This is a genomic window from Methylophilus sp., assembly GCF_052173275.1.
Classification (GTDB): Bacteria; Pseudomonadota; Gammaproteobacteria; order Burkholderiales; family Methylophilaceae; genus Methylophilus.
Genome location: NZ_JBQMUL010000002.1, coordinates 1,435,379 through 1,461,604 on the forward strand (window position 1 = coordinate 1,435,379; position 26,226 = coordinate 1,461,604).

Sequence of the window (26,226 nt, forward strand, 5' to 3'; positions counted from 1 at the left end):
AGCACTCAGGCATATCTTAAACAGGGTAAGAATGCCTGAACACTCGTCATATTACATATGAAGATTGACCCGCAATGACGTGATTTGTTCTACCGGCGGCAGGTGATGATCAATGGGAGAGGAACTGGAACCACACCGGCAACGTGAACATGCTCAGTAAGGTGGTAGAAAACACGGCGGCGGCATACAGCGCGCCATCTAAATGGTAGCGCTCGCAGATGATGACGCCAAAGACCATGGTCGGCATGGCGCTTAACAAGGTGATGGCAGTGAGTGTGTGCCCACCCAGTCCTAAAGCTTCTGCCACCAGCATGGCTGTGAGCGGTGCAATCAACAGGCCGATAAGACAGACCGGTAATAATTTGGGGAGCAGTGCAAACCTGAAGGTATCCCAGCGTATGCTCATGCCTAGCGCGATCAGCATCAGTGGTACCACGCCGCCTGCCAAAGTATGCAGTGCATGGCCCAGCATTTCGGGCTGTGGTACGTGTGCCAGGTTGAGCACGCAGGCGACCAGCAGTGCCCACAGTGGCGGTACACGCAGCAGTTCCCTGAGTGGGTTAGAACACAGCTCGGCCTTGCCATAGGCTTGCGCCATCAGCATGCCTACAGATAACAAAATCGGGGTGCAGGCGAATAAATCAAATTTAAGCACCATCTCCTGCGCCCAGTCACCCAACACTTCGCTAGTCACAGGCAGGCCCAGGTAAGTAGCGTTCGGAAACGTAGCTGCCAACATCAGTGCGCCTTGCTGCGCACCTGAGAGCGGCTTAAAACGGTTGAATATTTGCAGGCTCAGCCACATCAACCCTGCCGCTGTCGCCAGCCTGGTGATTGCCGTGAGCTGGATGCTGAAAGTATCCGCATCCAAAGGTGCTAGCCACAGCACATCTATCACTAAGGCTGGCAGCAGAATGTAAAACACCAGGTCTGTCAGCGCCCGGCGATGCGAAGTGGCAGAGATATGGTCAGGCGCGAACCGTTGCCACGCGATACCTGCGATGATCAGCAGCGCCATTTGTAGCATCACTTGAAACATCAAGCTCTCAATCCAAAAAATATAGTTAAATAAGTATTTATATCTTTGACGGCTCAGCTATTCAAAATAAGTTGTGAAATCAGTTTGGCTTCAATATCCATTTGCAGTTGAAATTTCCCATAATTAGAAAAATGCAGATGCTTATAAAAGGTCGTGTCATTAAAAATGGAGACCTTTGAAAGAGGATTTTTATTGACTAATTGATTGGATAGGTATTTTGATAGCTCTGTTTTTAATAGCAGATTAAGAACAGAGTTTGAAATGAAAATGGATTTGGGCTGTTTTGATTCAATTAAATGACCTAGCCATTTTAAATGGTGTGAGTTCAAATCTTCTTTCGTAAGCATGCTTCTTCCAACAGTTGGAACATTAATTAATTCGATAAAGGAAATGTCATCTGCATGCGTAGAAAGTAGCCCGATCTTTGTGAAATTCTTATGATACTTTTTGCCGTCACCAAAGTAGTTTCCAAGTAAAAATGGATGATGAACATTGTACTTTTTCCAAAATGCTACACCGTCAGTATGGTACTCAAGTATCTTGTCATAAACTGATGAGCTATCAATGTTGGCCGCATAGTTCGCATCTAATCCCATGAAGATAAATCTTGCCTTTTCTGGATTTGCGCCTTGATATGGTTTCTCTTTGAAAAGGTTGCGAAGCGCGAGCGAAGGATGCTGGTTATACATTAAAAATCGCCCCACAATGTCTGCATGCTGGCAATCGCGGTCACTGCGGCAGTTTCGGTTCTGAGTATCCTTGGCCCGATCACAATCGATTGGAAGTTGTGTTGGGTCGCCAGCGCAATCTCGTTGCCACTTAAGCCGCCTTCCGGGCCGATCAGCAAGTGGATAGGCGCGGATGGTTTTTCGAGTTGCGCCAGTTGTTTTGCCCCAACCGGGTTTAGCAGAATATTCAGGCTGGAGTGTGTTTCATATTGCCCCAGCCATTGGGCCAGGGTGACTGGCGCATGCACTGTAGGCAGTACGGCACGGCCGCTTTGTTCACAGGCGGCTATCGCCACGCCTTGCCAGTGTTCTACGCGTTTTTCGGCACGGTCGCCGCTCAGTTTCGTCACGCTGCGCTCTGTGGTCAGCGGGAATATCTCGGTGACCCCCAGTTCAACTGCTTTCTGGATGGTGTAATCCATGCGATCGCCGCTGGAGACCCCCTGTAGCAGGCGAATATTGAGGGGGGATTCATTACTCACCGCCGTGCGGCCAAGCACCTCAACATACGCCGCTTTTTTCTCAACGCTGGTCAGTGCACACTGGTAGTCAAAGCCATCGCCGCAAAACAAACTCAATGTATCACCGGCTTTCAGGCGCATGACACGAATCGCGTGTGCGGCAGCGTTTTCGCTGAGCGCGGTGGTTTGGCCTATGGTGAGAGGAGTGGGGCTGTAAAAACGTAAGTTACTCATGCATGACATTGTAACCAAAATGCTGGCGAGTGACATTCAGTAAGCGGCATTCACTACTGGCATACACGCAACAGACTGAATGACGTACCATAGGGCTTTGGTTGTGATTTTGCCGGAGAGTGACCATGGCGAGTATTAGCCCACCCGTGTGCGATTTTGGCTACGGCCGCTACGCTTAACATCGGTTTCACCAAGTCAGCCTTCGCCGAAATCGCACAAAGTTATATAGTGACGGTCTAGAAAGTTTCTGAAAGGAATCACATGGCAAGTATCAATCCCCCGGCATGCAATTTTGGCTGGAAAGCCCCAGAATTCAACCTGCCAGATGTGAACGGCAAGCTGGTGAATCTGCAAGCCAGCATGGGTCCCAAAGGCCTGCTGGTGATGTTTATCTGCAACCACTGCCCATATGTTAAAGCGATTTTGCCGCGTCTGATCGCCGATGTCAGCGAGTTGCACGCCTTAGGCATTCACACTGTTGCCATCATGTCCAACGACCCTTCCGATTACCCGGAAGATAGCCCGGCGAATATGAAAAGGTTGTCTGAAGAACTGGCGCTGCCTTTCCCCTATCTGTTTGATGAAACCCAGCAAGTTGCCAAGGCATATGATGCCGTGTGCACCCCTGATTTTTTTGGGTTGAATAAAGACTTTGCGCTGCAATACCGTGGCCGGTTTGATGAAAGCCGCAAAGAAGCGGCGCCCGAGAGCACACGCGATTTATTCAAGGCGATGAAGCAGGTCTCTCAAACCGGGCATGGGCCGAAAGAACAGGTGGCAGGTATCGGTTGTTCAATGAAGTGGAAAGAATGATTAACCTGGCATTCCATCAGTGCGAGGTTTGCTCAGTATCGGCCAATAGGTGATACAAAACCAGGTGAACGCGACTATCCAGCAAGCCGCTGCCAGCATGACAGAGATGCGGTAAGTCTCTGGTATCCAAAGCGGCAAAAATACTCTGCACAACGTCGCGGCAATACACAAGCCGAATATCCAGGAGACGCTACGTGGCGGGGCATGGATATTGCGGCCCGTGTGGCCTAGCGATACACGCGCCATCATCGCCAGCGTGATGACGCCGATGCCACCAATGGCCCAGCAATGGATCGCAAGAATAAGTGACACGCCGCTACGGGTATAGCTTAACGCATACAGTAAAAAACCGGCAGTGATCAGCCACATGCCGCAGTAAAAACTCCATAGCAATGGCACCCGCCATATGCCCGGTGTGTGCCAGCGCCACAAGCGTATGCTGCTGGCTGTGGTAATAGTAAGCGCTAACACAATGTGAGTCATGGACGAATCAGCTACCAGGATATTCAATAGTAAAGCCACCAGCGATAACATTAATAGCCGGTCTAACCAGGCCGAATTTTTGAGCGAGATTTCTTCTTTTACGCCACGCTCAATAAACCCCGGCAAGATGCGGCGGCTGATCACCAGGATCAGGCTCACATTGAGCAACAGGCCCACCCATAATGCGGCGCGTGCACCACTCATGGACCAGCCTGATGCCTGTGCATAAAAAGCCGCATTGCCCAGTGTGAGTATCCCCACTTTTGAAAGCACCCCCAGTTGTCGCCACTGTTTCACTTTAATGATAGGGCGTGCAATCGCTAACATCAGCCACAGGTTAAACGACAGGTCCAGAGTCGCGGCCAGGATGACCAGATCGGGGGCGACCAACATGACGCCACGCGCACCTGCCCAGCAGGCCACTAACCCCATTAAAGCGCTGCCCTGCAAGGTCTGGATACCAGTCCAGTTTTTCACTGCGGTGAGTAAAAAACCGGCAATCACTGCAAAGGCAAAACCGTACAGCATTTCATGCGCATGCCATTGCGAGGCTGAGACGTAGAATAAGGGAGGCAGTGTGAAGCGCAGGTATGACCACATCCAGGCGGCGATGGAAATGGCGGCAAATGCAGCGGCAAGCAGGAAAAACGGGCGAAAGCCAAGATTGAATAAAGCGTATCTCTTGGCAGAGGCTTTTTTATGCGGCGGCGAAATTTGAATGAATTGTTGCATATGACACCCTGAAATCCTGCAAAAGCAAATAACTCAATATAACGTGGATTCTGAATCGCATGGTTGATGCAACGCAAACCGGGTGAAAATTCAGGTGTTCAGGTTGAGGTTCACTCCTGGTGTTGGCACAAGGCCAGAAGCAATTGGCATTGGTGTTTAATGCGGTGGGTGATGCTAGAAAAAGACCGCGAGGAATTGCTCAACGCTGATGTAAAGCGAGCGGGTTTTTATTTGAACAGGGTAATAACTTGCAGGTAGATGTCCTGTATATCGACAAAGTTACGCCCGGCAAAGGTATCCTGAAATTCCAGTTTAATGATTACAGGCAGGGGTAACTTGCCTTGTTGCCAGGCGGGTACGCCACTCCATGTCGCACTGATACGGTATTGGTCAGACCGTCTATCAGTGAAGCTTTCCAGCGCCGAGGTGTTAGCGCCCAAGCTGGAGCGATATTCATCCGATTTCTTTTCAAAGCGATGCCAGGTGGTGGCAAAACGCCAGTTAGATAAACGATAACCTAATTCGATATCGGTTTCATAATAGTCACCCAGAGCCCTGTGCAGGGTTTGCTTTGAGCTGGCAGGTGCCAGCATTTGCCCTGGGGCAGGGATACGCATACGTGCCTTGTCAGGCGATTGCCAGTTGTAATCGGCGAGCAGGCGCAAATCAAAGTTCGCGCTCAGGTCACGAAAGTATTCCAGCCTAGTGCGTATATCGGTGCTGCCGTCGCCCAGTGGGACATCCAGCAGATTGTCGGGGTCATCTTTTTTGGCCAGGCCTGCACGTAAACCCAGGCCTAATATCAGGCTTTCACCGGGCGATTTCATGGCGCGCCACAACACACCCACGGTCGGGTCGCTAAAGCCTTCACTACGGCTGTCCTGCAAAGGTTTGTATTGATAGCCAAATGCCGGATTCGTGAGGATATTCTGCACGCCGGCGGTACCCATGGGCCGGATAGCGCCACCGACAGGTGCGAAAGGAAAGTTGCCAGCCCCTATCGGCTGGTTGGCGTTAAATGCCGGGTTGTAGCCAATATTACCGCCATCGACCGCAAAGCGCGTACGCGTCTGCGAGATGGCGTAGGGGATCACCAAGCCTATCGTCACATCCGGTGCCAGGCCGTAGCCTATGCTCAAAATGCTGATCTGGTTTTGCGTCTCGTGATCAAAGCGCGTTGTGCCCAAAGATGCTGCAGCGCCTAATGGTGACAGGGCCGGGAATAAGCGTGCATTCAGATTCGCGCCGTTAAAACTGCTGCCCAGTTCAGATCGGTTGCCGTGGTTGTCATAACGCGAGTCGAATTGGCTGCTGCGTTGCTCAAAGCGCACCGCCCAGCTGCTTTCGGGCGCCATGCTGTCCATTGCAAAGTAGGAGGCTGTGGGTATGGTGTCATCAGCAAAAGCGCTGGCGGTTGAGATCAGGCAGCACGATGTGCATGCAATCATGAAAGCGGATCGGGAAATCTCTGGGGGGTAGCTCAATCGGTTAAACATCACGCGGGCAATTCTTATTGTTAGTTTTTATACCCGTTTGCGGGCGTGTACGACGAGCTTTTTTATTTGGTCACTTTTTAAATGCTGGCGCAGCAGTCAACCAAAGCTGCTTTTCTATATTTAGGTACGCGAGTATTTTAGCTGCGGCTGGGTGAAGTATTACACCATAGCTTTTCTGATATTGCGATTATTTATGCAAATCATATTGCCCGCGTCTGGCTGGTTTTTGCTAAGCCAGGAAATTGTCATTATAACGACAGATTAAAGACTGCCAGATGACAGCGGATCAGCCGTATAAGCACTTACCAAAAAAAATGTGTGTTTTTGACTGCATTTTTAAAGAGGATAGGCACATTTTAAGTGCATTAGTTATTGGAGTGAATGATAGTGAAATGTTGCCGACAGGCGAAAGCGAGCACGCGCTAAATGGCTTAGTAATCCCCTGCCATGTCTTGGTTGTGCGTACTGTTTGCAGTCAATATAATGTGACCGCGCCAGTTTTTCAAAGCGCATAAATCATTCGATAAAAATACTAAAAAAGGACTGTACGATGCACATGTTTTTCTCTGCTTTTAAATCCAGCTCTAAGATATTTATCAGCCTGTCACTGCTTTTGTTGTCCGGCTGCGCGCTCAACATGAAAGTACCTATCACGGATCCCGCTGCATCAAATACCTTGCACCAGGTCAGCGCGGCAAAGCCGGTGGCGCTTTTCTTTAAAGATGAACAAGCTGCAGAGGACAAAACCAAGCTACTTGGTGGCACTATCCCCATGCAACTGGTTTACGGCAACAAACCTTTTGATGCCGTACCATGGATCGCTGAGCACACTGTGAAAGAAATGGTTGCCAGAGGCTTGCCGGTCGCGCTTGCCACCCAGCCGGCAGCAGGCCCTAATGTGCTGATCAAACGCCTGCACATTGAGAACCATCGCGCGAGTGGCTTTTCACCTTTCGTCACATTCACCTCTCTGCGTGCCGAGATAGAAACGCCACAAGGCAATCGCCGCATCACTGCTTACATCAAGCGCGGCAAGGTGCCGGTATGGAGCTTTGATGAGATCATCGAGCCGACTTACAATGCCCCGCTGGCTTTGCTCACTAAAGAACTCGCAGCCAAGCTGAATCAGCAGTTATTTAATACCGCCATCAGCGATGAGCAAGTGCGTAGCCTGGTACAGAAAATCAACCAGAATGTAGGCAAGGAAGAAGGCAGCGCCTATCTGGATGTGTATCAATTAGGGTTTGGTAATAATCCACTCGCCATTCCAGAGCTGGTAAAGTACACCTCTAGCTCAAATGAATATGTGCGTTTGTCTGCCATCTCATCGCTGGGCATCTTAAAAGCATCTGATCAAGTCGAGTTCCTGAAAAAACTGTTCTCCACTAAATCTGGTTTATGGCAGGACCGTGCGATGGCGCTGAAAGCGCTGGGAGATATCGATACGCCAGAAACGCGTGCATATTTGCAAGAACAATTGACGCAGTTACAGAGTCGTACTGATAAAGAAGCAAAATGGACTAAAGAAATCATTGCCTTGTATTTGTAAGGGTGAGCAAAAAGGGCCGGGATCACCTGGCCCTTAGTTATAGTTTAATAAACGGTTTTTTAGGAGCACTTGATGGATACTCAACGAGTTAAATGGGGCATTTTAGGTGCCGCGCGCGTCAATGAGCGCTTACTGCCTGCCATCGTCGAGGCGAACAATTCGCAACTGGTGGCGATTGCCAGCCGTCGCGAAGGTGCGGCCAAAGCCATTCTGGATAAATATGCGCCCGCTGCCACTGGCGTCACCTGTTATGACGATATGGATAGCCTGATCAACGACAGCAACGTGCAAGCAGTGTATTGCCCGATGGCGAACGAGGAACATGCCGAGTGGGCCTTGAAAGCCATCAATGCCGGCAAGCATATCCTGATTGAAAAGCCGATGACGACCAACCTGGCAGATATCGCCAGGATAGAATCAGCAGCCAAAGCCAAAGGCGTGATCGTGATGGAAGGCTTTATGTACCGCTTTCATCCGCAGCACGCAAAAGTCAAAGCACTGATCGATAGCGGGCTGATCGGTGATGTGTTGTCCTGCCGTGCCAGTTTTTCTTTCCTGATGCCCCCTGCGCGCATGTACCGTATCAACCGTAGCATGGCGAACGGCGGCGGCGCGATGTGGGATATCGGGCCCTATGCCATCCATGCCTTGCGCTGGTGTTTGGGCGGCGGCGCTGCCCCTGCGGAACCCACCAATGTCGTGGCGTATGGCAAATTAAACGAGCATGGCGCCGATGTGGTCGCCAGCGGTGTATTGGATTTTGGCGCAGATGCACAAGGCCGTGCGCGTTATGGCCATTTTGATGTCAGCTTCGAGCGTAGCCGTAAAGCCGAATATGAGCTGATAGGCGACAAAGGCTGGATCAAGTGCCACAACATGTGGAGCTATCCAAGCGACGACCCGGTGATCAGCTGGGAGGCAGGCGGCAAATCAGAAACCATCGTGTTGCCCAAAGCCAATCACTTTAATCTTGAGATTGAGCATTTCGGCGACTGTATCCTCAATGGCAAAGCGCCGTTGCTGACTTTTGATGATGCAAAAGGTAATTGTCGTGCCATTGAAATGGTCATTGCCGCATTAAAAGCATAATTCAAAAACGGGGCGGTTGGCCCCGTCAGCAATTTTACTTTCTGGCAGACCGGTGCAACTCCACTAAAGCGCTGACCACTTTTCCGATAATCGCTGCGCGCGGAATTGCTCGACAATAAAATCTACGAATACCCGGGTTTTGGCGGGCATCAGCTTTTTCGCAGCAAAATACAAAGAAATCACACCACTTTCTGTATACCAGTCCGGTAACACCCTGACTAGCGCGCCGCTTTCCAGATGGCGTAATACGTGTGGCATCGGCACGTGCGCGACGCCCAGGCCCGCGATGGAGGCGTTGCACAACATTTCAGGGTCATTCAAGGTCACGCGCGGCGGCAGCTCTATCGTCACTTGCTCGCCGGCACTTGTTTTAAGATGCCAGGGCGTGGCGCGATTTGTGGTTTGAGAGTAGCGTATCAGTGCATCCAGTTTGGATAAATCAGCAGGCGTTTCCGGGCTAAATGTATTCGCAAGATACTCAGGTGAAGCGACCAGCACCAAATGGATCTTTGCCAGTTCTCGCACCACCACACCAGGTGCAATATCAATGCCGCCACCAATCGCCGCATCAAACCCTTCCCCGATCAAATCGACCTGGCGGTTATCAAAGCGCCAATCTGGTTTGATCGCCGGGTAGGCTGCCAGAAATTGCCCCAGTAAAGGCAATATATGGTCGCGACCAAATGCCATCGCCATGCCTACCTTGAGTGTCCCGGCTGGCTGGCCGGCGACTGTGCTGGTGTTGGCAATGGCGGATTGTATGGCGTCCAGCCCGCCTGTCACTTGCGCTAAAAATTGCTCCCCGGCTTCGGTCAGCGTCAGGCTGCGTGTGCTGCGATGAAACAGCCTCACCCCTAAATCCGTTTCCAGTTTCGCCACGTTCTTGCTCACGCCACCTGGTGTCAGGCTGAGCCTGCGTGCTGCTGCGGAGAAGCTGCCGAACTCAGCGCTGCGGACAAACGATTCAATACTGCTTAATGTTTCCATAGGAATAATCCGTTTTATTTTATACCTTTAGTATAAAGTATTTGTATTTATTGATGACTAATTGTAATCGAATAGAAAGTGCATACTGCACTCGTCGTTGCAATACATCTTTCATCAATTAAAGGAATTCATCATGACAAATACTACAAATAACACTTACCAACGTCTGGCCGGTAAAGTCGCCATCGTCACGGGTGCCAGTTCAGGTATAGGCCGCACCACTGCCAAATTATTTGCCCAGCACGGTGCCAAAGTCGTTGTTGCCGCACGCCGTGAATCAGAGTTAGCCACCCTGGTGGCTGAAATTATTGCCGACGGTGGCGAAGCGATTGCGTTTGCCGGTGACGTGCAATCGGAAGCATTTAACCAATCGCTGGTCGCGCTGGCAGTCAATAGCTTCGGCAAACTGGATATCGCCTTTAATAATGCAGGCACATTGGGCGAAACCGGCCCGACGCATGCGGTGTCGCAACAAGGCTGGAACGATACGCTGGCCATCAATTTAACCAGTGCGTTCCTGGGTGCTAAATACCAGATCCCAGAAATGGCGAAACAAGGCGGCGGTTCCATCATTTTCACCTCTACTTTTGTCGGCTACAGTGCGGCCTTCCCTGAGTTTGCCGCCTATGCCGCCAGTAAAGCAGGGTTGATCGGTTTGACCCAGGCCTTGGCAACTGAATATGGCCCAAAAGGCGTACGGGTGAATGCCGTTTTACCAGGCGCCGTCGATACCGATATGTACCGCGAAAAAAACAATACCGCAGAAGCACAAGCGTTCCTGACTAATATGCACGCGCTGAAACGGGTCGGTAAACCAGAAGAGATCGCACAATCTGTGTTGTACCTGGCTTCTGATGATGCTTCGTTTGTGACGGGTACCGCTTCGCTGGTGGATGGTGGCTTGTCTGTTAATAGAACTTAAGTGTTTGCCTCTTTCCACACTGGCAGGTCAATAGAGTAAGAGGCCACTTGGGAAAGCAGCCGTAGCATTTAACGAGCCGTTTTGGGTGCATCAGTGCACCCAAAACATTTGATGTTGAATCCCTCCAGAAGGCCAATTGATAGGCTGTAGGTATGCCCTACAACGTGACGCACTTTGATGTTTTAAAGTTGTGCCATTTTTTACTAACTGTATGCATCCATTAAGAGGATGATGAGTGCAGTGAAAACATGGAGATTGGCAAATGGGAAGTTTCAGTATCTGGCATTGGTTAATAGTATTGGCTGTCGTCACAATGATTTTCGGCACCAAACGCTTGCGTAATATAGGCGGTGATGTGGGTGGCGCTGTTAAAAACTTCAAACAGGCAATGAACGAGCAGCCTGCATCCATTGAGGACCAGTCGAGGAATGTTTGAGGTCGGCTTCTCTGAGATCATTGTAATCGTGGTGGTCGCATTGATCGTCATTGGTCCGGAAAAACTGCCCAAGCTGGCAAGAACCTATGGCTTGCTTTATGGCCGGGTGCAGCGCTATGTGTCTGGCATCAAACAAGATATGGAACGTGAAGTGGCGCTTGATCAGATGAAAAAAGCCACCGCCGAGGCGCAGCAGAAACTACTCGCATTCCAATCACAAATGATCACGCTTGAAGGCGAGGCTGAGGTTGTTTCTGAACTACCACTGGAAGAGGCGAAAGCACGCGCTCAAACGCCAGAAACAGTAAAGTGAGTGATCGGTGATGGCACAACAAACACAAGGTGATACGCTCAGCCATTTTTATGAGTTAAGAACCCGATGCATACGCATCGTCATCGGGTTGTTACTAGCGCTGGGGGTGACGCTCCCTTTCGCGAATGAGCTACATGAATTTTTCGTGAGGCCCTTGCTTAGCCAGTTACCTGCTGGCGGGCAAATGATCGCCACTTCGGTCACTTCCCCTTTTTTGATCCCTCTGAAAATTGCATTGTATGTGGCGATCGCACTCAGCCTGCCAAACACCCTGTATCAACTCTGGAAATTTGTTCAACCAGGCCTTTACCCAAAGGAAAGGCTGATCAGTTTGATTGGTGTTCTGTCTAGCATCGTTCTATTCATACTGGGGGCCAGTTTTGCCTTCTATATTGTCATCCCGGTCATCTTCAAATTTATTATTGGCAGCGCACCTGCAGGGGTAGCGGTGATGACCGAGATCGGTAATTACCTGGACTTTCTGGTATCGATCACACTGGCTTTCGGCATCTCATTTCAAACCCCGATTATTGTTGTAGCGATCGCCTATATGGGCGTCGTTGAGGTCAACACCTTAAAGGAAATCCGAAGTTACGTAATTGTTGGGGCGTTTGTCATCGGCGCTATTTTTACACCGCCGGATATCATTTCGCAATTCATGCTGGCGATCCCGTTATGGATACTGTATGAACTCGGGGTACTGGTGGCCAGTGTGTTGATTCATAAGCGTGATCGGGAAGTGGCGCCAGTATGACCAACCCCCTAGATTGATTTTTATTTGAGTAGCGCCGATCGTGATAGACCGGCGCTATAAGTCATTTCAGGCTTTTTGCGCGTTGCAAAGTATCAATCGGGCATTCACCAAACAACTCACGGTAATACCGTGAAAAGAGGCTCATATGCCAGAAGCCCCATTTGGAGGCAACATGCGCAATGCTGGAGAAATCCTTGGGTGCGCTCATCAATTCCAGCCTGATGCGTTGTAGACGCACGTTGCGCATATAGGTGACTGGCGTGATGCCAAGCACTCTGATAAACGCATGGTTCAGTGTTCTGCGACTCACCTTTAAGACTTTGCAAAGCTCTTCGATCGAAAGCGGAAAAGCGGCATTGGTCAGGGTAGAGCTCCTCACACGGTTGACGATATAGCGCGGGATGCGATGATCAAAATGCGGGTGCGTATTTGCGCTGGCATGAAATAACGCATGCAAACACGCCGACATCAGATCATCTTCAAAGCTTTCCCACTTTTCTTTGAGGTTGATATCCTGCTCGTTACTGGTATCGAATTCCATGCCATACATCAGGGTGGTAAGCAGTAGCTTGGCCACATGAGGGTTCAGCGATTCAACCGGTTTAATGGTATTCATGACCATCCTGAAGTCTATCCAGTCCATCTTTTCTGCATATTCTTCCAGGCGTTTTGCAGGGATCACCGCCACCGTGATTTCTGAGATCATGGATGTCTTGAAATAAAGCTCGGCATTTTTATCAAGCGTGATCAGTGAATGGGCCCTGACCGGTAATAAACCCCAGCTCGCCTCACCTTCAATGATGGTGGGCAAGCCGATCACATAACAGTCCTGTGGTGCACTGGCGATTTGATCAACCGCCCGATTCATCGTTTCGGTGAATATTTGAATCCCGTTGTAACTGATACTGTTCACCGATCCCGTAAAGGAACCTTTAGCTAGCTGTGTATAGTCCTGGGACCAAAAAGGCACCGCATCCGCTTGCTCAAGTACGTCTGTGGTATCTCGTTTAACCACGTGAAAGCCAGGACTGACCGACGAGTCAATCCCCAATAGTATTTCTCTAAACCCCATGTTATCGCTCCTGATATTCACCATCAACTTGTTGTGGTAATACCTCTCAAAAGTCCATTTATGACAGCTTTAAAGGACTAATTTGATGTTTTTATTGTTTTTTCAGGCTTTTAAGTGCCCGTTTTTATTCAGTTTTATGCTTTTGTTCTGAATATGATGATCCAAATCCTACTTTAGACCTGAAATATGCTTATGAATAGCAATAAATGGCATAACCAATCTATATTTTTCCATCAAAAATACGGCTTTGCCAAATCTTGCTAAACCCTCCCCGTGAACAAAGTTATTGTCGCATCGCTGCAATTCTTATTTATCGACCAGACGCAAGAATCTGGGTGAGGGGTATAAGAATCGGGTGGATGGATGTCAAGTAACGGGCGTCAGTGTCGCAAGCATTCAGCATTTTAAAGTTTTATTGTGATTAGCTCGCTGTGATTGAGCGTCATCCACGCTTATATATTCCGCACCTTTCAAGCTGACCTGGTGATAAATGACTTAAAACATTTATAACAAGTTGAGAGGGTTTGTATGACACGCAACGGAGGGCGCCTGCTGGCGTCAGTATTTTTATTAGCAACGACCTCGCTGATACAAGCTGAGGAGGCAAGTGGAACAAATGTCATTGGCTCGTCGGAAGTGACTCCATCGATACATCATATCAATGGCAATGTGGGTATTTATACCGATTACTTGTTTAGAGGGATTTCATACGGCAGGGGTAGGGGCGCGTTTCAGGCGGCGATTGATTACTCAAATGATCATGGGTTTTTTATTGGTTTGGGCTATACCAATGTGGATAAAGACGCCATTTATGGCAATACCTATGAAACAGATGTTTATGCAGGATTCAAGAAAGCATTCACCAGCGACCTGGCTGTGACGGCAGGGTTTATTACCTACTATTACCCGCAAAATAACCATTATGTGGGGCAGCATCCCCATGTGGCGGAATTGAATCTCGCCATTGATTATCGCCAATTCAATGTTAAATATTCCCACTCATTGACGGACTGGTTCGGGGTTAACACCGTCTCTATGGGACACGGGATGATAGGTAGCCATGAGATGGGGGATGGTGACTCAAAAGGTAGCCACTATTGGGAAGGCAGTTACACGACGCAACTCCCGAATACCAATATCAACTGTGTCATTCATGTCGGCCATCAATCGGTGAAGAATTACCACATCGCTGATTACACCGACTATTCAATCGGCCTCAACAAAGATTTCACCTTCGCTAATGTGAAGGGATGGAATGCCGGCATCAGTTATGTCGCACTGGATGCCGATCATGACTGGTATGTGGCAAGTGATGGCTATAAAACGGCCGAGAATAAGTTCTTTGGTTATATCCGCCTGAATATGTAAGTCATCTGCTTTCACTTCGCAATCGATCACGCAATGCGTGGGATCGATTTCATTCCACGATATTTCATCTCTATCAAAAATCAATTTACAAGCCCCTTTCATCTCCAGAAATCCTTCACTTGGAAAGGGGCTTTTTTTTCAAATAGTAAAAACCGGCATGACTTGGCCCTGTTGAATGGCTGTGAAAGGGGATATGCCGATTATTGCTAAAGCGCGCTCATCAAGGCCGCTATATTCATGCTTCATTTAAAACATTGCCAGGCCAACAGGCCTAAGGAGGAAATATGGGTATGAACATGGGGGCAACCGTTGGTAGCAGCCGGCCATCACACACTTATGCAGCCGAGACTTGTGTCCCAGATGCATATCACTTTTCAAAATCGCAATCCACAGGCACTCGATTGGTCATGATGGTGATTGCGATTGTGACGGGTTTATTTGCAGGCAAGCTCATGCATGACACCCTGTCCATGCAGTCAGCCTTCACCGGCATGTTTGTATTGCTGGCATTTGTAGGGGGGCTGTTATCTACATGGTCTCCTTGTGGTTATTCCAGCCTGAGCCTGTTAAGGCCTGCCGGTCGTTATTCACTGGGCGCGGTTTTCCGTTGGGCTCCGACCTTTTTCACCCATGCAGTGGGCTATGCCATCGGTGCCGTGGTTCTAGGCAGCCTGTTGGGCTTTACCGGCTGGCTGCTGTTCTCTGAAGTACCTACGCAATATTCAATTGCAGGCCTGGCGATATTGGCGATTGCTTACGGGGCGCACCAGTTCGGCTTTTTGAGCATGCCTTACCCGCAACGTCGCGCACAGGTACCACATGATGCGCGTTTCCGTTTCAGGTCCTCTGTCATTGGCTTGTTGTATGGCTTTTCCCTGGGCATGAATTACCTGACCTATGTGCAAACGCCCATGCTTTATATCGTGACCGGCGTTGCATTGTTCAGCGGTGGCGTGAAAGCAGCCGTGATCGCCATTGCCATATTCAATATCGGCCGCTGTTTGCCAGTGGCAGTTAACTTCTTACCTGTTAAGGATCAGTCAGTTCAAGCCTGGTTGGCCCGTTGGCAGGAAAGCGCAGTAGAAATCGATGGTTTCCTGTTGTTGGCAATCGGTTCCGCAGCATTGATGCTGCTGGCGCTGTAAGCCTGGCTGGAAATCAGAAGATGTCATCCATTTTAAAAATATCAGGAGGATTTATGACAACACTCGATCATCCATCGATGATTCGTCAATCGAAGCAGGCAGCAGGCTTCGCCGGAGGACTTGTAATCGCAGCACTCATGTTATCCAGCGGTATGGCCAGGGCGGATGCAACGCCAAATCAATTAGGCTCGGAAATTACCGCCAAGTTACAGGACGAGACTTCCATCGCGATCGCACCCCCTAGCGATGCCAAACGTGTCTACGTGCTGGACCCAGGCAACTTTCATATGACCTCTACTGTTTACACGGTAGATGGCAAATCCAGCAAGTTGCTGGGCATGACAGATGCCGGTAAATTGCCTAACGTCATGGTGGCTTCGGATGGCAAGTTCCTGGCCATCGCCAACACCATGTACTCCCGCGTGGCGCGTGGCAAACGTGATGACTATCTGGAATTGATAGACACGCAAACGCATCAGCCTATCGCCGATATCGATATTCCTGAAGGTCGTTTTCTGACTGGCGTGTTTGAGCGTACTGCGGGTTTGAGTGTCGATAACAAGCACCTGTTGTTCCAGCAGTTCTCACCTTCTCCAGGCGTAGGCCTGGTCGATCTGCAGCAAAAGGCTTTCGTGAAAATCATGAATGTGCCTGATTGTTACCATATTTTCCCGACTGCAAATCAGAACTTCTTTATGCACTGTAGAGATGGTTCTTTGATGCAATTCACCTATGACAACAAGGGCGCGACCAAGCAGAAGCCAACCAAGGTGTTCCACACCGAAAAAGAGTATCTGCTGAATAACCCGTACTATTCCAATTCAAACAATCATCTGGCATGGCCTACCTATGAAGGCAAGATTTTCCAGGCCAAGTTGTCTGAATCCGGCGCCGAATTCCTGAAAACGATAGAAGTGTTTACGGATAAGGAAAAAGCCGATAAATGGCGTCCGGGTGGCTGGCAAACCATTGCTTTCCACAAAGCACGTAACGAGCTCTATTTGTTGGCAGATCAACGCGAAAAGTGGACGCACAAATTGCCTAGCCGTTTTGTGTTCGTGGTGGATGCGACTTCAGGTAAACGTTTGCGCCGTATCGAGCTGAAGCATGAAATCAACTCTATCGCTGTGAGCCAGGATGACAAGCCGTACTTGTACGCCGTGTCTGAAGAAGCGAAAACACTGTTCACCTTTGATGCAGTCAACGGTAAGGCATTGTCCAGCCTGGATGAACTGGGTCGTGCGCCTTCCATGATTTTCATTGCGGATAAGTGAGATCGCTATGGACACTATGCTGAATGATCCTACGGTTGCGATATTTGCGTCATTGTTTCTGGCGCTGATCCTCGCAGCGGCAGCTATTCCCAAACTACGCAGCCAGGATGAGTTCCTGGGCGTGGTGGCGAACTACAAGCTGTTGCCAGGCTTTCTGGTCGCCCCCTTTGCCAAGTTATTGCCATGGGTGGAACTGGGATGCGCGATTGCCTTGCTGGTGCCAACACTGCGCCCAGTCGCTGCCAGCGTGGCTGCTGGCTTGTTCATGCTGTTTGCGATTGCGATTGCCATCAATGTCGGCAGAGGACGTACGCATATTGATTGCGGGTGCGTCAGACGTCCGACCAGCATGAGCCGGATAGGCATGTTCCATGTCTTGCGCGCACTCGCGCTGTCGGGAGTGAGCCTGTATGCCGTTGCTGTGCCATTACAGGCAAGTGGCATCACGCTTGAAACTGGCCTGATCGGGCTGGTGTCGGCGGTCATGCTTTCTTTGCTCTATCTGGGTGCTGACATGATTGTCGGTTTCCCAGCTGCAAAAAACAATTTAGATATTTATAAAGGAAATACAAATGAGTAACGGAATCTTGATTGCTTCAAATGTACTGTTGTGGGGTTCTTTTCTGGCACTGGCTGCCTTGATGCTGGGGGTTATCCGCCAAATCGGTTTGCTGCATGAAAGGTCTGCACCACTAGGCGCAATGATGATCGATAACGGACCGGATGTGGGCGAGCGTTCCCCTGTCTTTAATGCCAATACTTTTGATGGCGAGTCTGTCATGGTTGGCCGTTCTATCACGCCAGGCCGTCCAAGCTTGTTGATGTTTACCGGCCCGTCCTGCCCGATCTGCCAGAAGCTGTTGCCTATCATCCGCTCAGTCGCGGGTATTGAAGAGACTGATGTTGTATTGATCAGTGATGGTACACAGGCCGAGCATCGCCAGTTCCTGCAAGACCATCCATTAGATGGTGAGCTGTATGTCGTCTCTGCTGAAATCGGGATGCGTTACCAGGTTTCCAAAGTGCCTTACGGCGTGCTGCTGGATCAGGATGGCAAGATTCTGGCCAAAGGCCTGTGCAACACCAGGGAGCACGTAGAAAGCCTGTTTGAAACCATTCGTCATGGCCACTCAACGTTGCAGAATTACCTGAAAGATGATTCCACTGCGACTAAATTCAAAAAAGTAACCGCGAACAAAGTGCATTAAGCACCCATTCGCGATCAATACGGAGAGAGTAAACGAAATGAAAAACAACACTGGGTTTGACTCAAAAATTGAGAAGCTGGCACGTGGTACGGCCAGCAAGACAGGCAGACGTAGTTTTATCGGCCGCCTTGGCGCCTTTATCGCAGGTTCAACTTTACTGCCACTGTTGCCAGTAGATCGCCGTTCCCGTTTGGGTGGTGAAGTACAGGCGGCAACCACGGGTAACCTGACCAGGGCTGGTTTTAAACCGCAGGATAAAGATCCAAGGGCATGTGACTACTGGCGCCATTGTACGATTGACGGCAACTTGTGTGACTGCTGCGGCGGTACCTTGACTTCTTGCCCGCCAGGCAGCAGTTTGTCCCCAAGCTCCTGGGTAGCCAGTTGCTTTAACCCTGGCGACCAGCAGACTTACCTGATTGCTTACCGCGATTGCTGTGGTAAACAAACTTGTGGCCGTTGTAACTGCGTGAACACACAAGGTGAGTTGCCGGTTTACCGTCCGGAGTTCAACAACGATATCGTTTGGTGCTTCGGCGCGGACAATGATGCAATGACTTATCACTGCACCATTTCACCTATCGTTGGTAAAGCCAGCTAACGGCTGGTAAGCAAAAAGTCTTGTTGTAGAAGAAAATCAGTATGTTGTTTAGATGCCTGGTTCTAATCGCAAGCACGCTGATGGCGATGGGTACTGTCTATGCCGCTGAACTTCCTGCCAGGGAAAAATTCAAGCGGCCGGACAGTATTCCGGCGCCCCTGTCCAATCCCCTGACATTAGAAAAAGCAACGCTCGGTAAAACCTTGTTTTTCGATAGGCGCCTTTCCAGGTCAGGGGAGATGGCTTGTGCGACTTGCCACTCACCCGATAAACGCTGGAGTGATGCGCGCATTTTGCCATTGCAAGCCGACGGCGTACAAAATGCCCGTCGCACACCTACCGTATTAAACAGTGCCTGGTTAAGCGCACTGATGTGGGATGGCCGTGCCAGCTCACTGGAAGCGCAGGCAGTCTTGCCCATTACCACTGCACATGAAATGAATTTCGATCTTGCCAGCCTGGTGAGTCGTTTAAACCAGATTCAAGGTTACCGCCCTCTATTTGAGCAGGCGTTTGGCGATGAAACCATTGATCAAAAAAGAATCACGCAAGCACTGGCCAGCTTTCAGCGCACGCTAGTCTCGAATCCAGCCCCGTTTGATCATTGGATCAACGGCGATGAGCAGGCGATCAGTGCTGATGCGAAACGCGGGTTTGCCGTGTTTAACGATAAAGCCAAATGTGCGGCTTGCCATACGACATGGCGTTTTACCGATGATAGTTTCCATGACATCGGGCTATCCAGCAAAGACTTGGGCCGTGGCGCCAAAGTGCCCGCGGAAATCACCCTGATGCAGCATGCATTCAAAACACCGTCGCTGCGCGACTTGCCGATAGACGGGCCGTATATGCATGACGGTTCCATGCATGACCTGAACACTGTCATCAAGCATTACAAGCGTGAGGCGATACAACGCCAGAGCCTGTCCAAAGAAATGCGTCGCTTTGAGCTTTCGGAACTGGAAGAAAGCGATTTGATTGCGTTTATTAAAAGCCTGGATGGCGGGCCGCTGAATATTCAGCCACCGGCGATGCCGCAATAAAAAGAGAATGATGAGTTGTTTATGAGAGTACAAATATTAGTCGCTATGTCACGCAAACTATCCTCCTGGGTTGTGATGTATGCATTGCTGATGTTGCTGGCATTGTATCTGGCAGGCTGTGCCAGCGCAGGCCACTCTGGCGCGGTCACTACACACACCATGACCTTATCGCATCACGAGTTCGCAGCGGTTGATTTTGTGCCGCAAGCGGGTGAAAAAATCCTGATCATCAACGGCTCGGATATCGCACACAGTATTTATGTGACCTATCCGGATGGCAATGTCGTCAATCTGGGCGTGCAATTGCCTGGTGCCAAGCGTACCTGGGTGATCCCCAAAGGTGCCCAAGGTGAGTTTTTGCTGCAATGCTGGATCCACCCCATCATCCGCGCACAACTGTTTGTCAACGTCACACACGTTTCCTCTTCTGTTTCATCGTCTATACCGACTTCATCGGCACTTACCAGCCAGGAGATATTCAATGGCAGACAAAATATCTGTAGCAGCAGAAATCGCCGAACCTGAAAGACGCAAAGTCTTTCGCAAAGTATTCCGCAAGTTAGGCGCTGCCACCGTGATCACGGTATTCGGCAAAGCCATTCTGGAATCACGCCCGTCACGTGCGGCCAGTGTGCTCAGGCCGCCTGGTGCTTTGCCTGAGATGGAATTCAATGCTGCCTGTATCCGCTGCGGGTTATGTGTTGAAGCGTGTCCTTATGACATTTTGCACCTGGCCACATGGAGCGATCCAGCGCCTACTGGCACGCCTTACTTTGTTGGTCGGGATGACCCTTGCCGCATGTGTGTCGATATTCCCTGCGCACGTGCCTGCCCGACCGGCGCGCTCAGCCCGTTGCTGACGGATATCAAAAAAGCCGATATGGGCGTAGCGGTGCTGGTAGGCCATGAGACATGCCTCAATTACAAAGGCCTGACCTGCAGTATTTGTGTGCGCGTGTGCCCGATTATTGGGGAAGCCATCTCGCTCAAGCCGATTAAAAATGAGCGCGGTGTATTGCAGATCCCCACTGTGGATAGCACCAAATGTACCGGTTGTGGCACTTGTGAGAAACACTGCGTGTTATCTGAGGCGGCGATTCGTGTGCTGCCACGTGAGCTTGGCCTGGGTGTGTCTGGTGCACAATCTGTTGGGCGCTGGTAAGCAGGGGGGTAACCATGCGCCGTTTTCGTGACATGCTGTATCGCAATCGTTGGCTGGTCAGCCGGCGAGTGTTGCAAGTGCTCATCATGTTGGCATTTGCCGTGGAACTCCCTGATGGCGGTTATTTCGCGCAAGGTAATTTATCCTCCAGTGTCTGGTTCGGTATTGGATTGACTGACCCCTATATCTGGTTGCAATCCATGCTGGCAGGGGCGTCGTTAGGTAAAAGCGCGTTGATAGGCATGCTCATTGTGGCCAGTGTATATGCTTTGTTTGGTGGCCGTATTTATTGTAGCTGGGTGTGCCCAATCAACTTGCTGACGGATGCGTCTTACTGGATACGCCAGAAGTTAAACATCAAAAGTAATTTCACCCTCTCCAAAGATATCCGTATCTCAATATTGGTGTTGTCACTTATCCTGTCATTAATTGGCGGTACTTTGGCGTGGGAGGCGGTGAATCCCATCACCATGCTGCAACGGGAACTGATGTGGAGTTCCAGGGCCGGGATGATGGTACTGGCCAGTATTTTCCTGTTTGATATTTTTGTCACCCGCAGGGGCTGGTGTAGCCATATATGTCCGGTAGGCGCATTTTATTCAGTGCTTGGCCGCTATGGCAGATTAATAGTAAAAGCCACAGAATCCAGGGCTTGCAATGGCTGTTCAGCATGTATCAAGGTCTGTCCGGAACCCCATGTGCTTGCCCCTGTGGTGTCAAACAAAACCGACTATGTGACGTCTGGGGACTGCACGCGTTGCGGGGCTTGCCTGGATCAATGCACCACCGGCGCGTTAGCGATGCGTTTAAGCTTTAAAAAAGCCAGCGTGTTTAAGGGTATCCCAGTGGTGAGCCAGGATTAACTGTTAATCACAGTCTTGCCGTTTTTTGCTAGGCGCTTCGCTACGTACTGCCGATTATTGCCACCCGTTATTCGCCCTCAAACTTAGAATTCGACTACCACATTTACTGGATTCATTATTATGGTTACCCAATCATTCAATTCGTTTGGTCGCATCGCTAAACCGACGATGACTTGTCTTTTAGCCGCAACACTAGGTTTTTCAGCGCAGATGGCAATGGCTGATGGGGCAGCGATCGCTGATAAAGGTGGCTGTTTGGCCTGCCATAATGTAGATAGCCGGAAAGTAGGCCCGGCATTCAAAGATATTTCAGCCAAATATAAAGACCAGGACGTACAGGCTACGTTGATTGAAAAAATTAAAGTTGGCGGGCGAGGTACCTGGGGTGTACTCCCTATGCCGCCCAATGCAGGAAAATTAAGCGACGAAGAGTTTAAGGAAGTCGTGCAATGGATCACCTCCTTGTAAATCGTTAACTTGCTGATTTATGAGTCTCCTGGGGCGTAAGCCCCTTTTTTTATCAAAAAGCCGGGCTCAGGCATCGTGGCTTTTAGTGCATGTTGCCTGTACTCATAAAGCCAAACAACAAAGCTGCGCAACGCCTTTCGCCCGCGCAGCCATTTATTTTTAGAGCTTGTTATCTAATCCCATCTGGTAGTACTTATGCACAATCTTTTCCTGGTTTTCCAGCAACCAGTCTATGCTAGGTTCGTTGCGCAGGGCTTTTTGGATCGCTTTGAAAGTCGCTTCGCGGTGAATATCAAACAAGGCTTTATGGTCTATCTTATCCTGTTCCAGAATCGCCGGGCTTAACCAGACTGAAACGATGATGCCCAGGTCATTGGCTTTTTCCTTTGGGATATCGCCGCTACGCACAGCATCCAGCACGCCGTTGGCGATCGCGCCTTGCACGGTGCCCATCAGGATATTGGTGTAACGCGGATCTTTCACTGTCACTTTGCTGACCATCAGTGTCGCTGGGCGCACCATGATGTCAGTATTCATGATCGCCAGCACACGGGTGTGACCTTTGACCTGGTCGCCCAGCAGGTTGGCAAACGCAGTGCCCATAGGGCCATTCATTTCCCCGATCGCCACTTCCGGTTCGGCGGCGGTTCCCGGCGGGCCGCCAGCGACCAGGGCTTCACCGACACGCATAATGATTCTATCGTCAGACATTTACATACTCCTTTGTGATCAATGTTTTTTTACATGGTAGGGGAAAACGTCGGGCTGCGCTATCCAAGCCTGTGGATTTAACAGGTTTTAGATTTCAGCGCTACCGTTGCCCGCAACAATTAAATGGCTTTAACCCTTGATGAAAAACGGGTTCTAAGGAATAATCTACCCTTTCCGTAAAAGGGCCGGTTTCTCGCCCTTTTTAAAGAATTCAATCAAGGTTTTGCAGCTTTTTGTGTAAGACCGCTCTTATTTTCATTTGGGAGAAAACAATGGCAACACGTGTCGACTTGTGCAACGCTATCCGTGCTTTGAGCATGGATGCTGTACAAAAAGCAAACTCCGGTCACCCAGGCGCACCTATGGGCATGGCGGAAATTGCTGAAGTGGTTTGGAACCACAATTTGAGCCACAATCCAACTAATCCACAATGGGCTAACCGTGACCGTTTCGTACTGTCTAACGGCCATGGCTCAATGCTGATTTATTCATTGCTGCACCTGACTGGTTACGATGTGACGATCGACGACATCAAGACTTTCCGTCAATTGCATTCACGCTGTGCTGGCCACCCTGAGTTCGGTTACGCGCCAGGCGTTGAAACAACCACTGGTCCATTAGGCCAGGGTATCGCTAACGGTGTTGGTTTCGCCATGGCAGAAAAACTGCTGGCTGACCAATTCAACAAGCCAGGCCACAACATCGTTGACCACTACACATACGTGTTCCTGGGCGACGGTTGCATGATGGAAGGTGTTTCTCACGAAGCATGTGCACTGGCTGGTACCTGGGGTCTGGGCAAACTGATCGCTTTCTGGGATGACAACGGTATTTCTATCGATGGCCACATTGAAGGCTGGTACACAGACGACACCGCAGGCCGCTTTAAAGCTTACGGCTGGCACGTTGTTTCAGTAGATGGTCACGACCAGGCTGCGATTCAAAAAGCGGTTGACGAAGCTAAATCAGTGACTGACAAACCATCACTGATCTGCTGTAAAACCATCATCGGTAAAGGTTCACCAAACAAGTCTGGTTCACATGACTGCCACGGTTCTGCATTGGGCGACGCTGAAGTTGCGGCCACACGTGCTGAAATCGGCTGGCCACATGAGCCATTCGTGATTCCTGCTGACGTATACGAAGGCTGGAACCAAAAAGTAAAAGGTGCTGCAAGAGAAGCTAGCTGGAATGAGCAGTTCGCTGCTTATGAAAAAGCATTCCCGGCAGAAGCTGCAGAATTCAAACGCCGTACGGCTAACGAATTGCCAGCTAACTGGAAAGCAGAAACAGACAAGATCATCGCTGCAGTGAACGAAAAAGCGGAAGGCAATGCTTCCCGTAAAGCGTCACAAAACGCGATCGGTGCCTTGGCGCCATTGTTGCCAGAATTCCTGGGCGGTTCAGCTGACTTGACAGGTTCTAACCTGACTTCAACTGGCAGCTTCGTGCACGTAGATGCGAAAAAACCAGGTAACTACATCTCTTACGGTGTACGTGAATTCGGTATGGCTGCGATCATGAATGGTGTGGCATTGCACGGTGGCTTGTTGCCATTCGGCGGTACCTTCCACATGTTCTCTGACTACATGAAAAACGGCATGCGTATGTCTGCGTTGATGCATCAACGCGTGATCTACGTGCTGACCCATGATTCTATCGGTCAAGGCGAAGATGGCCCGACTCACCAACCAGTTGAAAACACTTCTGGCCTGCGTTACATCCCTCGTATGGATGTATGGCGTCCAGGTTCAGCGACAGAAACTACCGTAGCATGGGTAGCTGCCGTTGAGCGTACAGAAGGCCCAACCAGCCTGGTACTGAGCCGTCAGAACCTGGCAGGTATCAAGCACGAAGCATCACAACTCGAAGCGATCCGTAAGGGTGGCTACGTGTTCTCTGATGTTGCTGGTGCACAAGTGATCCTCATCGCTAACGGTTCAGAGTTAGATCTTGCTGTTAAAGCGGCTGCTGAACTGAATGCTGCCGGTACTAAAGTGCGTGTGGTTTCAATGCCATCTACTAACGTATTTGACCGCCAAGACCAGGCTTACAAAGACAGCGTGCTGACTCCAGGCGTTGTTCGCGTAGCGGTTGAAGCTGCTCACCCAGATTTCTGGCGTAAGTATGTTGGTCTGGAAGGTGCAGTTGTTGGTATCGATACCTTCGGCGAATCCGCTCCAGGCGGCGCACTGATGAAACATTTCGGTTTCACAGTTGAGAATGTAGTTGCTACTGTTAAATCTGTTCTGTAATTAAACAGATTCGCAGTGTAAAAAACCGCTTCCTAGTGAAGCGGTTTTTTTATATCTATGTGTAGGAGTACGTAATACAACGCCTAGTTACCGATGCCACAGGTTTAATGTTACCCTGAGCAGACCTTTTATTATTCAGCCTTATGAAAACCCCGCAAAGATTAGAATCCCTCATTGAAGATGGCATTATTGACGATGTGATCCGCCAGTTAATGAGTGGCAAAGAAGCCACGGTCTATGTGGTGCGCTGCGGTGAAGAAACGCGGTGTGCCAAAGTCTATAAAGAAGCCAACAAACGCAGCTTCCGCCAGAGTGTCGATTACACCGAAGGCCGCAAAGTCAAAAGCAGCCGCCAGGCGCGTGCCATGGCCAAGGGTTCAAAATACGGTAAACAGGCACAAGAAGAAGCCTGGCAAAGCGCCGAGGTCGATGCCCTGTACAGACTTGCCGCAGCAGGCGTCACTGTGCCTACGCCCTATCAGTTCTACGAAGGCGTATTGATCATGGATTTAGTGGCTGATGCCGAAGGCAACGCCGCGCCCAGGCTCAATGACGTCACCTTCACGGCTGAAGAAGCCCGCCAGCATCACCAGACGTTGCTCAAAGAAGTCGTGCGCATGCTGTGCGCAGGCATCGTGCATGGCGATCTTTCCGAATTCAATATCCTGCTTAGCGCTAATGGCCCGGTCATTATCGACTTGCCGCAGGCCGTGGATGCCGCAGGTAATAATCACGCCATGAGCATGCTGGAGCGCGATGTCAGGAATCTGGCCGACTTCTTCGGCCAGTTCGCGCCCGAGCTACTCAACACCCAATATGGCAAAGAGATCTGGGCACTGTATGCGCATGGCGAACTCACGCCTGAAACGGTCTTAACCGGCCATTTCAAACAAGACAATAAACCGGTGGATTTGAAAAGTGTGGTGCGCGTGATAGACGCCGTACGCGATGAAGAGGCTGCGCGGCAAATGCGCCTGGCAGAAGCGAAAGCAACCTTACCCAAGCCGAAACGATTCTGAA

At 50.1% G+C, this 26,226-nt stretch carries 28 protein-coding genes; 20 read left to right on the forward strand and 8 right to left on the reverse strand.

All coding sequences use genetic code 11. The features are described from left to right. Positions 1-109 precede the first annotated feature (109 nt). The 3 genes from ACTS9Y_RS08350 to ACTS9Y_RS08360 are packed head-to-tail and all read right to left on the reverse strand — an operon-like array spanning position 110 to position 2,462. The gene (locus tag ACTS9Y_RS08350) at positions 110-1,039 is read right to left on the reverse strand and encodes an AEC family transporter (protein WP_442585483.1); all 930 of its coding nucleotides are present in this window, start codon (positions 1,037-1,039) and stop codon (positions 110-112) included. A gap of 53 nt (positions 1,040-1,092) precedes the next feature. Beyond that, entirely contained in the window at positions 1,093-1,728 is a 636-nt protein-coding gene (locus ACTS9Y_RS08355; protein WP_442585484.1) for a hypothetical protein, read from the reverse strand. Continuing rightward, positions 1,728-2,462, reverse strand: a complete 735-nt coding sequence (locus ACTS9Y_RS08360) for a 16S rRNA (uracil(1498)-N(3))-methyltransferase (protein WP_442585485.1) — start codon at positions 2,460-2,462, stop codon at positions 1,728-1,730. The genes ACTS9Y_RS08355 and ACTS9Y_RS08360 overlap by 1 nt, the downstream gene beginning before the upstream one ends. Before the next feature lie 261 nt (positions 2,463-2,723). Between ACTS9Y_RS08360 and ACTS9Y_RS08365 the strand changes: the two genes are divergently transcribed. Continuing rightward, on the forward strand, positions 2,724-3,275 hold the full coding sequence (locus tag ACTS9Y_RS08365) for a thioredoxin family protein (RefSeq protein ID WP_442585486.1): 552 nt from the start codon (positions 2,724-2,726) through the stop codon (positions 3,273-3,275). On the opposite strand, the gene ACTS9Y_RS08370 is transcribed toward ACTS9Y_RS08365, so the two are convergent. After that, positions 3,276-4,490, reverse strand: coding sequence for an NnrS family protein (locus ACTS9Y_RS08370; protein WP_442585487.1), 1,215 nt, complete (start codon positions 4,488-4,490; stop codon positions 3,276-3,278). A gap of 227 nt (positions 4,491-4,717) precedes the next feature. Next, a complete protein-coding gene (locus tag ACTS9Y_RS08375) occupies positions 4,718-5,845 on the reverse strand; it encodes a hypothetical protein (protein ID WP_442585488.1) in 1,128 nt (375 codons plus the stop codon). 691 nt (positions 5,846-6,536) lie between these two features. Here ACTS9Y_RS08375 and ACTS9Y_RS08380 point away from each other — a divergent pair. Together ACTS9Y_RS08380 and ACTS9Y_RS08385 are read left to right on the forward strand one after the other, a co-directional pair. Then, positions 6,537-7,535, forward strand: coding sequence for a HEAT repeat domain-containing protein (locus ACTS9Y_RS08380; RefSeq protein ID WP_442585489.1), 999 nt, complete (start codon positions 6,537-6,539; stop codon positions 7,533-7,535). Between the two features lie 72 nt (positions 7,536-7,607). Continuing rightward, the gene (locus tag ACTS9Y_RS08385) at positions 7,608-8,624 is read left to right on the forward strand and encodes a Gfo/Idh/MocA family protein (protein ID WP_442585490.1); all 1,017 of its coding nucleotides are present in this window, start codon (positions 7,608-7,610) and stop codon (positions 8,622-8,624) included. 63 nt (positions 8,625-8,687) lie between these two features. Here ACTS9Y_RS08385 and ACTS9Y_RS08390 read toward each other — a convergent pair whose 3' ends face one another. Beyond that, positions 8,688-9,611 (reverse strand): LysR family transcriptional regulator, encoded by a 924-nt coding sequence (locus tag ACTS9Y_RS08390; protein WP_442585491.1) that lies wholly within the window; start codon positions 9,609-9,611, stop codon positions 8,688-8,690. A gap of 133 nt (positions 9,612-9,744) precedes the next feature. Between ACTS9Y_RS08390 and ACTS9Y_RS08395 the strand changes: the two genes are divergently transcribed. From ACTS9Y_RS08395 to tatC, 4 genes are all read left to right on the forward strand, one after another. Continuing rightward, positions 9,745-10,533 (forward strand): SDR family oxidoreductase, encoded by a 789-nt coding sequence (locus ACTS9Y_RS08395; protein WP_442585492.1) that lies wholly within the window; start codon positions 9,745-9,747, stop codon positions 10,531-10,533. Positions 10,534-10,795: 262 nt separating this feature from the next. Then, entirely contained in the window at positions 10,796-10,969 is a 174-nt protein-coding gene (tatA, locus tag ACTS9Y_RS08400; RefSeq protein WP_442585493.1) for a Sec-independent protein translocase subunit TatA, read from the forward strand. Then, positions 10,962-11,282 carry a Sec-independent protein translocase protein TatB gene (tatB, locus tag ACTS9Y_RS08405; RefSeq protein WP_442585494.1) on the forward strand — a complete coding sequence of 107 codons (321 nt, stop codon included), beginning with the start codon at positions 10,962-10,964 and terminating at the stop codon, positions 11,280-11,282. Before tatA ends, tatB begins: the two co-directional genes overlap by 8 nt. Positions 11,283-11,292: 10 nt before the next feature. After that, positions 11,293-12,036 carry a twin-arginine translocase subunit TatC gene (tatC, locus tag ACTS9Y_RS08410; RefSeq protein WP_442585495.1) on the forward strand — a complete coding sequence of 248 codons (744 nt, stop codon included), beginning with the start codon at positions 11,293-11,295 and terminating at the stop codon, positions 12,034-12,036. Positions 12,037-12,097: 61 nt separating this feature from the next. Here tatC and ACTS9Y_RS08415 read toward each other — a convergent pair whose 3' ends face one another. After that, positions 12,098-13,108 carry a helix-turn-helix domain-containing protein gene (locus ACTS9Y_RS08415; RefSeq protein ID WP_442585496.1) on the reverse strand — a complete coding sequence of 337 codons (1,011 nt, stop codon included), beginning with the start codon at positions 13,106-13,108 and terminating at the stop codon, positions 12,098-12,100. 528 nt (positions 13,109-13,636) lie between these two features. On the opposite strand from ACTS9Y_RS08415, the gene ACTS9Y_RS08420 reads away from it, so the two are divergent. From ACTS9Y_RS08420 to ACTS9Y_RS08470, 11 genes are all read left to right on the forward strand, one after another. Continuing rightward, complete coding sequence (locus ACTS9Y_RS08420; protein ID WP_442585497.1) at positions 13,637-14,476, forward strand: TorF family putative porin; 840 nt, start codon at positions 13,637-13,639, stop codon at positions 14,474-14,476. Between the two features lie 284 nt (positions 14,477-14,760). Then, positions 14,761-15,621 (forward strand): methylamine utilization protein MauF, encoded by an 861-nt coding sequence (locus ACTS9Y_RS08425; protein WP_442585498.1) that lies wholly within the window; start codon positions 14,761-14,763, stop codon positions 15,619-15,621. A gap of 53 nt (positions 15,622-15,674) precedes the next feature. Then, positions 15,675-16,895, forward strand: coding sequence for a methylamine dehydrogenase (amicyanin) large subunit (mauB, locus tag ACTS9Y_RS08430; protein ID WP_442585499.1), 1,221 nt, complete (start codon positions 15,675-15,677; stop codon positions 16,893-16,895). Between the two features lie 7 nt (positions 16,896-16,902). After that, on the forward strand, positions 16,903-17,475 hold the full coding sequence (locus ACTS9Y_RS08435; RefSeq protein ID WP_442585500.1) for a MauE/DoxX family redox-associated membrane protein: 573 nt from the start codon (positions 16,903-16,905) through the stop codon (positions 17,473-17,475). Next, entirely contained in the window at positions 17,468-18,103 is a 636-nt protein-coding gene (gene mauD / locus ACTS9Y_RS08440) for a methylamine dehydrogenase accessory protein MauD (protein WP_442585501.1), read from the forward strand. The genes ACTS9Y_RS08435 and mauD overlap by 8 nt, the downstream gene beginning before the upstream one ends. A 37-nt stretch (positions 18,104-18,140) precedes the next feature. Beyond that, a complete protein-coding gene (gene mauA / locus ACTS9Y_RS08445; protein ID WP_442585502.1) occupies positions 18,141-18,704 on the forward strand; it encodes a methylamine dehydrogenase (amicyanin) small subunit in 564 nt (187 codons plus the stop codon). A 41-nt stretch (positions 18,705-18,745) separates the two neighbouring features. Next, positions 18,746-19,747, forward strand: coding sequence for a tryptophan tryptophylquinone biosynthesis enzyme MauG (gene mauG / locus ACTS9Y_RS08450; protein ID WP_442585503.1), 1,002 nt, complete (start codon positions 18,746-18,748; stop codon positions 19,745-19,747). A 21-nt stretch (positions 19,748-19,768) separates the two neighbouring features. Next, complete coding sequence (locus tag ACTS9Y_RS08455) at positions 19,769-20,272, forward strand: methylamine utilization protein (protein ID WP_442585504.1); 504 nt, start codon at positions 19,769-19,771, stop codon at positions 20,270-20,272. Continuing rightward, positions 20,229-20,909 carry a ferredoxin-type protein NapG gene (gene napG, locus ACTS9Y_RS08460; protein WP_442585505.1) on the forward strand — a complete coding sequence of 227 codons (681 nt, stop codon included), beginning with the start codon at positions 20,229-20,231 and terminating at the stop codon, positions 20,907-20,909. Before ACTS9Y_RS08455 ends, napG begins: the two co-directional genes overlap by 44 nt. Before the next feature lie 14 nt (positions 20,910-20,923). Then, positions 20,924-21,772 carry a quinol dehydrogenase ferredoxin subunit NapH gene (gene napH, locus ACTS9Y_RS08465; protein ID WP_442585506.1) on the forward strand — a complete coding sequence of 283 codons (849 nt, stop codon included), beginning with the start codon at positions 20,924-20,926 and terminating at the stop codon, positions 21,770-21,772. 120 nt (positions 21,773-21,892) lie between these two features. Beyond that, positions 21,893-22,240: a c-type cytochrome gene (locus tag ACTS9Y_RS08470; RefSeq protein ID WP_442585507.1), complete on the forward strand. Its 348-nt coding sequence runs from the start codon at positions 21,893-21,895 to the stop codon at positions 22,238-22,240. 159 nt (positions 22,241-22,399) lie between these two features. Here the strand turns inward: ACTS9Y_RS08470 and fae are convergent, their stop codons facing one another. Further along, the gene (fae, locus tag ACTS9Y_RS08475) at positions 22,400-22,951 is read right to left on the reverse strand and encodes a formaldehyde-activating enzyme (protein ID WP_442585508.1); all 552 of its coding nucleotides are present in this window, start codon (positions 22,949-22,951) and stop codon (positions 22,400-22,402) included. 272 nt (positions 22,952-23,223) lie between these two features. On the opposite strand from fae, the gene tkt reads away from it, so the two are divergent. Both tkt and ACTS9Y_RS08485 read left to right on the forward strand, forming a co-directional pair. Beyond that, the gene (tkt, locus tag ACTS9Y_RS08480; protein ID WP_442585509.1) at positions 23,224-25,206 is read left to right on the forward strand and encodes a transketolase; all 1,983 of its coding nucleotides are present in this window, start codon (positions 23,224-23,226) and stop codon (positions 25,204-25,206) included. 143 nt (positions 25,207-25,349) lie between these two features. After that, entirely contained in the window at positions 25,350-26,225 is an 876-nt protein-coding gene (locus ACTS9Y_RS08485) for a PA4780 family RIO1-like protein kinase (protein ID WP_442585510.1), read from the forward strand. Position 26,226: the final 1 nt, after the last annotated feature.

Excerpts from the sequence above, each read along its gene's own strand:
- tatB (WP_442585494.1), top strand. The coding sequence starts at position 10,962 with ATGTTTGAGGTCGGCTTCTCTGAGATCATTGTAATCGTGGTGGTCGCA.
- tatC (WP_442585495.1), top strand. The coding sequence starts at position 11,293 with ATGGCACAACAAACACAAGGTGATACGCTCAGCCATTTTTATGAGTTA.
- mauD (WP_442585501.1), top strand. The coding sequence starts at position 17,468 with ATGAGTAACGGAATCTTGATTGCTTCAAATGTACTGTTGTGGGGTTCT.
- tkt (WP_442585509.1), top strand. The coding sequence starts at position 23,224 with ATGGCAACACGTGTCGACTTGTGCAACGCTATCCGTGCTTTGAGCATG.
- mauB (WP_442585499.1), top strand. The coding sequence starts at position 15,675 with ATGACAACACTCGATCATCCATCGATGATTCGTCAATCGAAGCAGGCA.
- ACTS9Y_RS08350 (WP_442585483.1), bottom strand. The coding sequence starts at position 1,039 with ATGTTTCAAGTGATGCTACAAATGGCGCTGCTGATCATCGCAGGTATC.
- mauA (WP_442585502.1), top strand. The coding sequence starts at position 18,141 with ATGAAAAACAACACTGGGTTTGACTCAAAAATTGAGAAGCTGGCACGT.
- mauG (WP_442585503.1), top strand. The coding sequence starts at position 18,746 with ATGTTGTTTAGATGCCTGGTTCTAATCGCAAGCACGCTGATGGCGATG.
- ACTS9Y_RS08415 (WP_442585496.1), bottom strand. The coding sequence starts at position 13,108 with ATGGGGTTTAGAGAAATACTATTGGGGATTGACTCGTCGGTCAGTCCT.
- ACTS9Y_RS08425 (WP_442585498.1), top strand. The coding sequence starts at position 14,761 with ATGGGTATGAACATGGGGGCAACCGTTGGTAGCAGCCGGCCATCACAC.
- ACTS9Y_RS08375 (WP_442585488.1), bottom strand. The coding sequence starts at position 5,845 with ATGGCGCCCGAAAGCAGCTGGGCGGTGCGCTTTGAGCAACGCAGCAGC.
- tatA (WP_442585493.1), top strand. The coding sequence starts at position 10,796 with ATGGGAAGTTTCAGTATCTGGCATTGGTTAATAGTATTGGCTGTCGTC.
- ACTS9Y_RS08470 (WP_442585507.1), top strand. The coding sequence starts at position 21,893 with ATGGTTACCCAATCATTCAATTCGTTTGGTCGCATCGCTAAACCGACG.
- ACTS9Y_RS08435 (WP_442585500.1), top strand. The coding sequence starts at position 16,903 with ATGGACACTATGCTGAATGATCCTACGGTTGCGATATTTGCGTCATTG.
- ACTS9Y_RS08395 (WP_442585492.1), top strand. The coding sequence starts at position 9,745 with ATGACAAATACTACAAATAACACTTACCAACGTCTGGCCGGTAAAGTC.
- ACTS9Y_RS08370 (WP_442585487.1), bottom strand. The coding sequence starts at position 4,490 with ATGCAACAATTCATTCAAATTTCGCCGCCGCATAAAAAAGCCTCTGCC.
- fae (WP_442585508.1), bottom strand. The coding sequence starts at position 22,951 with ATGTCTGACGATAGAATCATTATGCGTGTCGGTGAAGCCCTGGTCGCT.
- napG (WP_442585505.1), top strand. The coding sequence starts at position 20,229 with ATGGCAGACAAAATATCTGTAGCAGCAGAAATCGCCGAACCTGAAAGA.
- ACTS9Y_RS08360 (WP_442585485.1), bottom strand. The coding sequence starts at position 2,462 with ATGAGTAACTTACGTTTTTACAGCCCCACTCCTCTCACCATAGGCCAA.
- ACTS9Y_RS08455 (WP_442585504.1), top strand. The coding sequence starts at position 19,769 with ATGAGAGTACAAATATTAGTCGCTATGTCACGCAAACTATCCTCCTGG.
- napH (WP_442585506.1), top strand. The coding sequence starts at position 20,924 with ATGCGCCGTTTTCGTGACATGCTGTATCGCAATCGTTGGCTGGTCAGC.
- ACTS9Y_RS08485 (WP_442585510.1), top strand. The coding sequence starts at position 25,350 with ATGAAAACCCCGCAAAGATTAGAATCCCTCATTGAAGATGGCATTATT.
- ACTS9Y_RS08355 (WP_442585484.1), bottom strand. The coding sequence starts at position 1,728 with ATGTATAACCAGCATCCTTCGCTCGCGCTTCGCAACCTTTTCAAAGAG.
- ACTS9Y_RS08390 (WP_442585491.1), bottom strand. The coding sequence starts at position 9,611 with ATGGAAACATTAAGCAGTATTGAATCGTTTGTCCGCAGCGCTGAGTTC.
- ACTS9Y_RS08420 (WP_442585497.1), top strand. The coding sequence starts at position 13,637 with ATGACACGCAACGGAGGGCGCCTGCTGGCGTCAGTATTTTTATTAGCA.
- ACTS9Y_RS08380 (WP_442585489.1), top strand. The coding sequence starts at position 6,537 with ATGCACATGTTTTTCTCTGCTTTTAAATCCAGCTCTAAGATATTTATC.
- ACTS9Y_RS08385 (WP_442585490.1), top strand. The coding sequence starts at position 7,608 with ATGGATACTCAACGAGTTAAATGGGGCATTTTAGGTGCCGCGCGCGTC.
- ACTS9Y_RS08365 (WP_442585486.1), top strand. The coding sequence starts at position 2,724 with ATGGCAAGTATCAATCCCCCGGCATGCAATTTTGGCTGGAAAGCCCCA.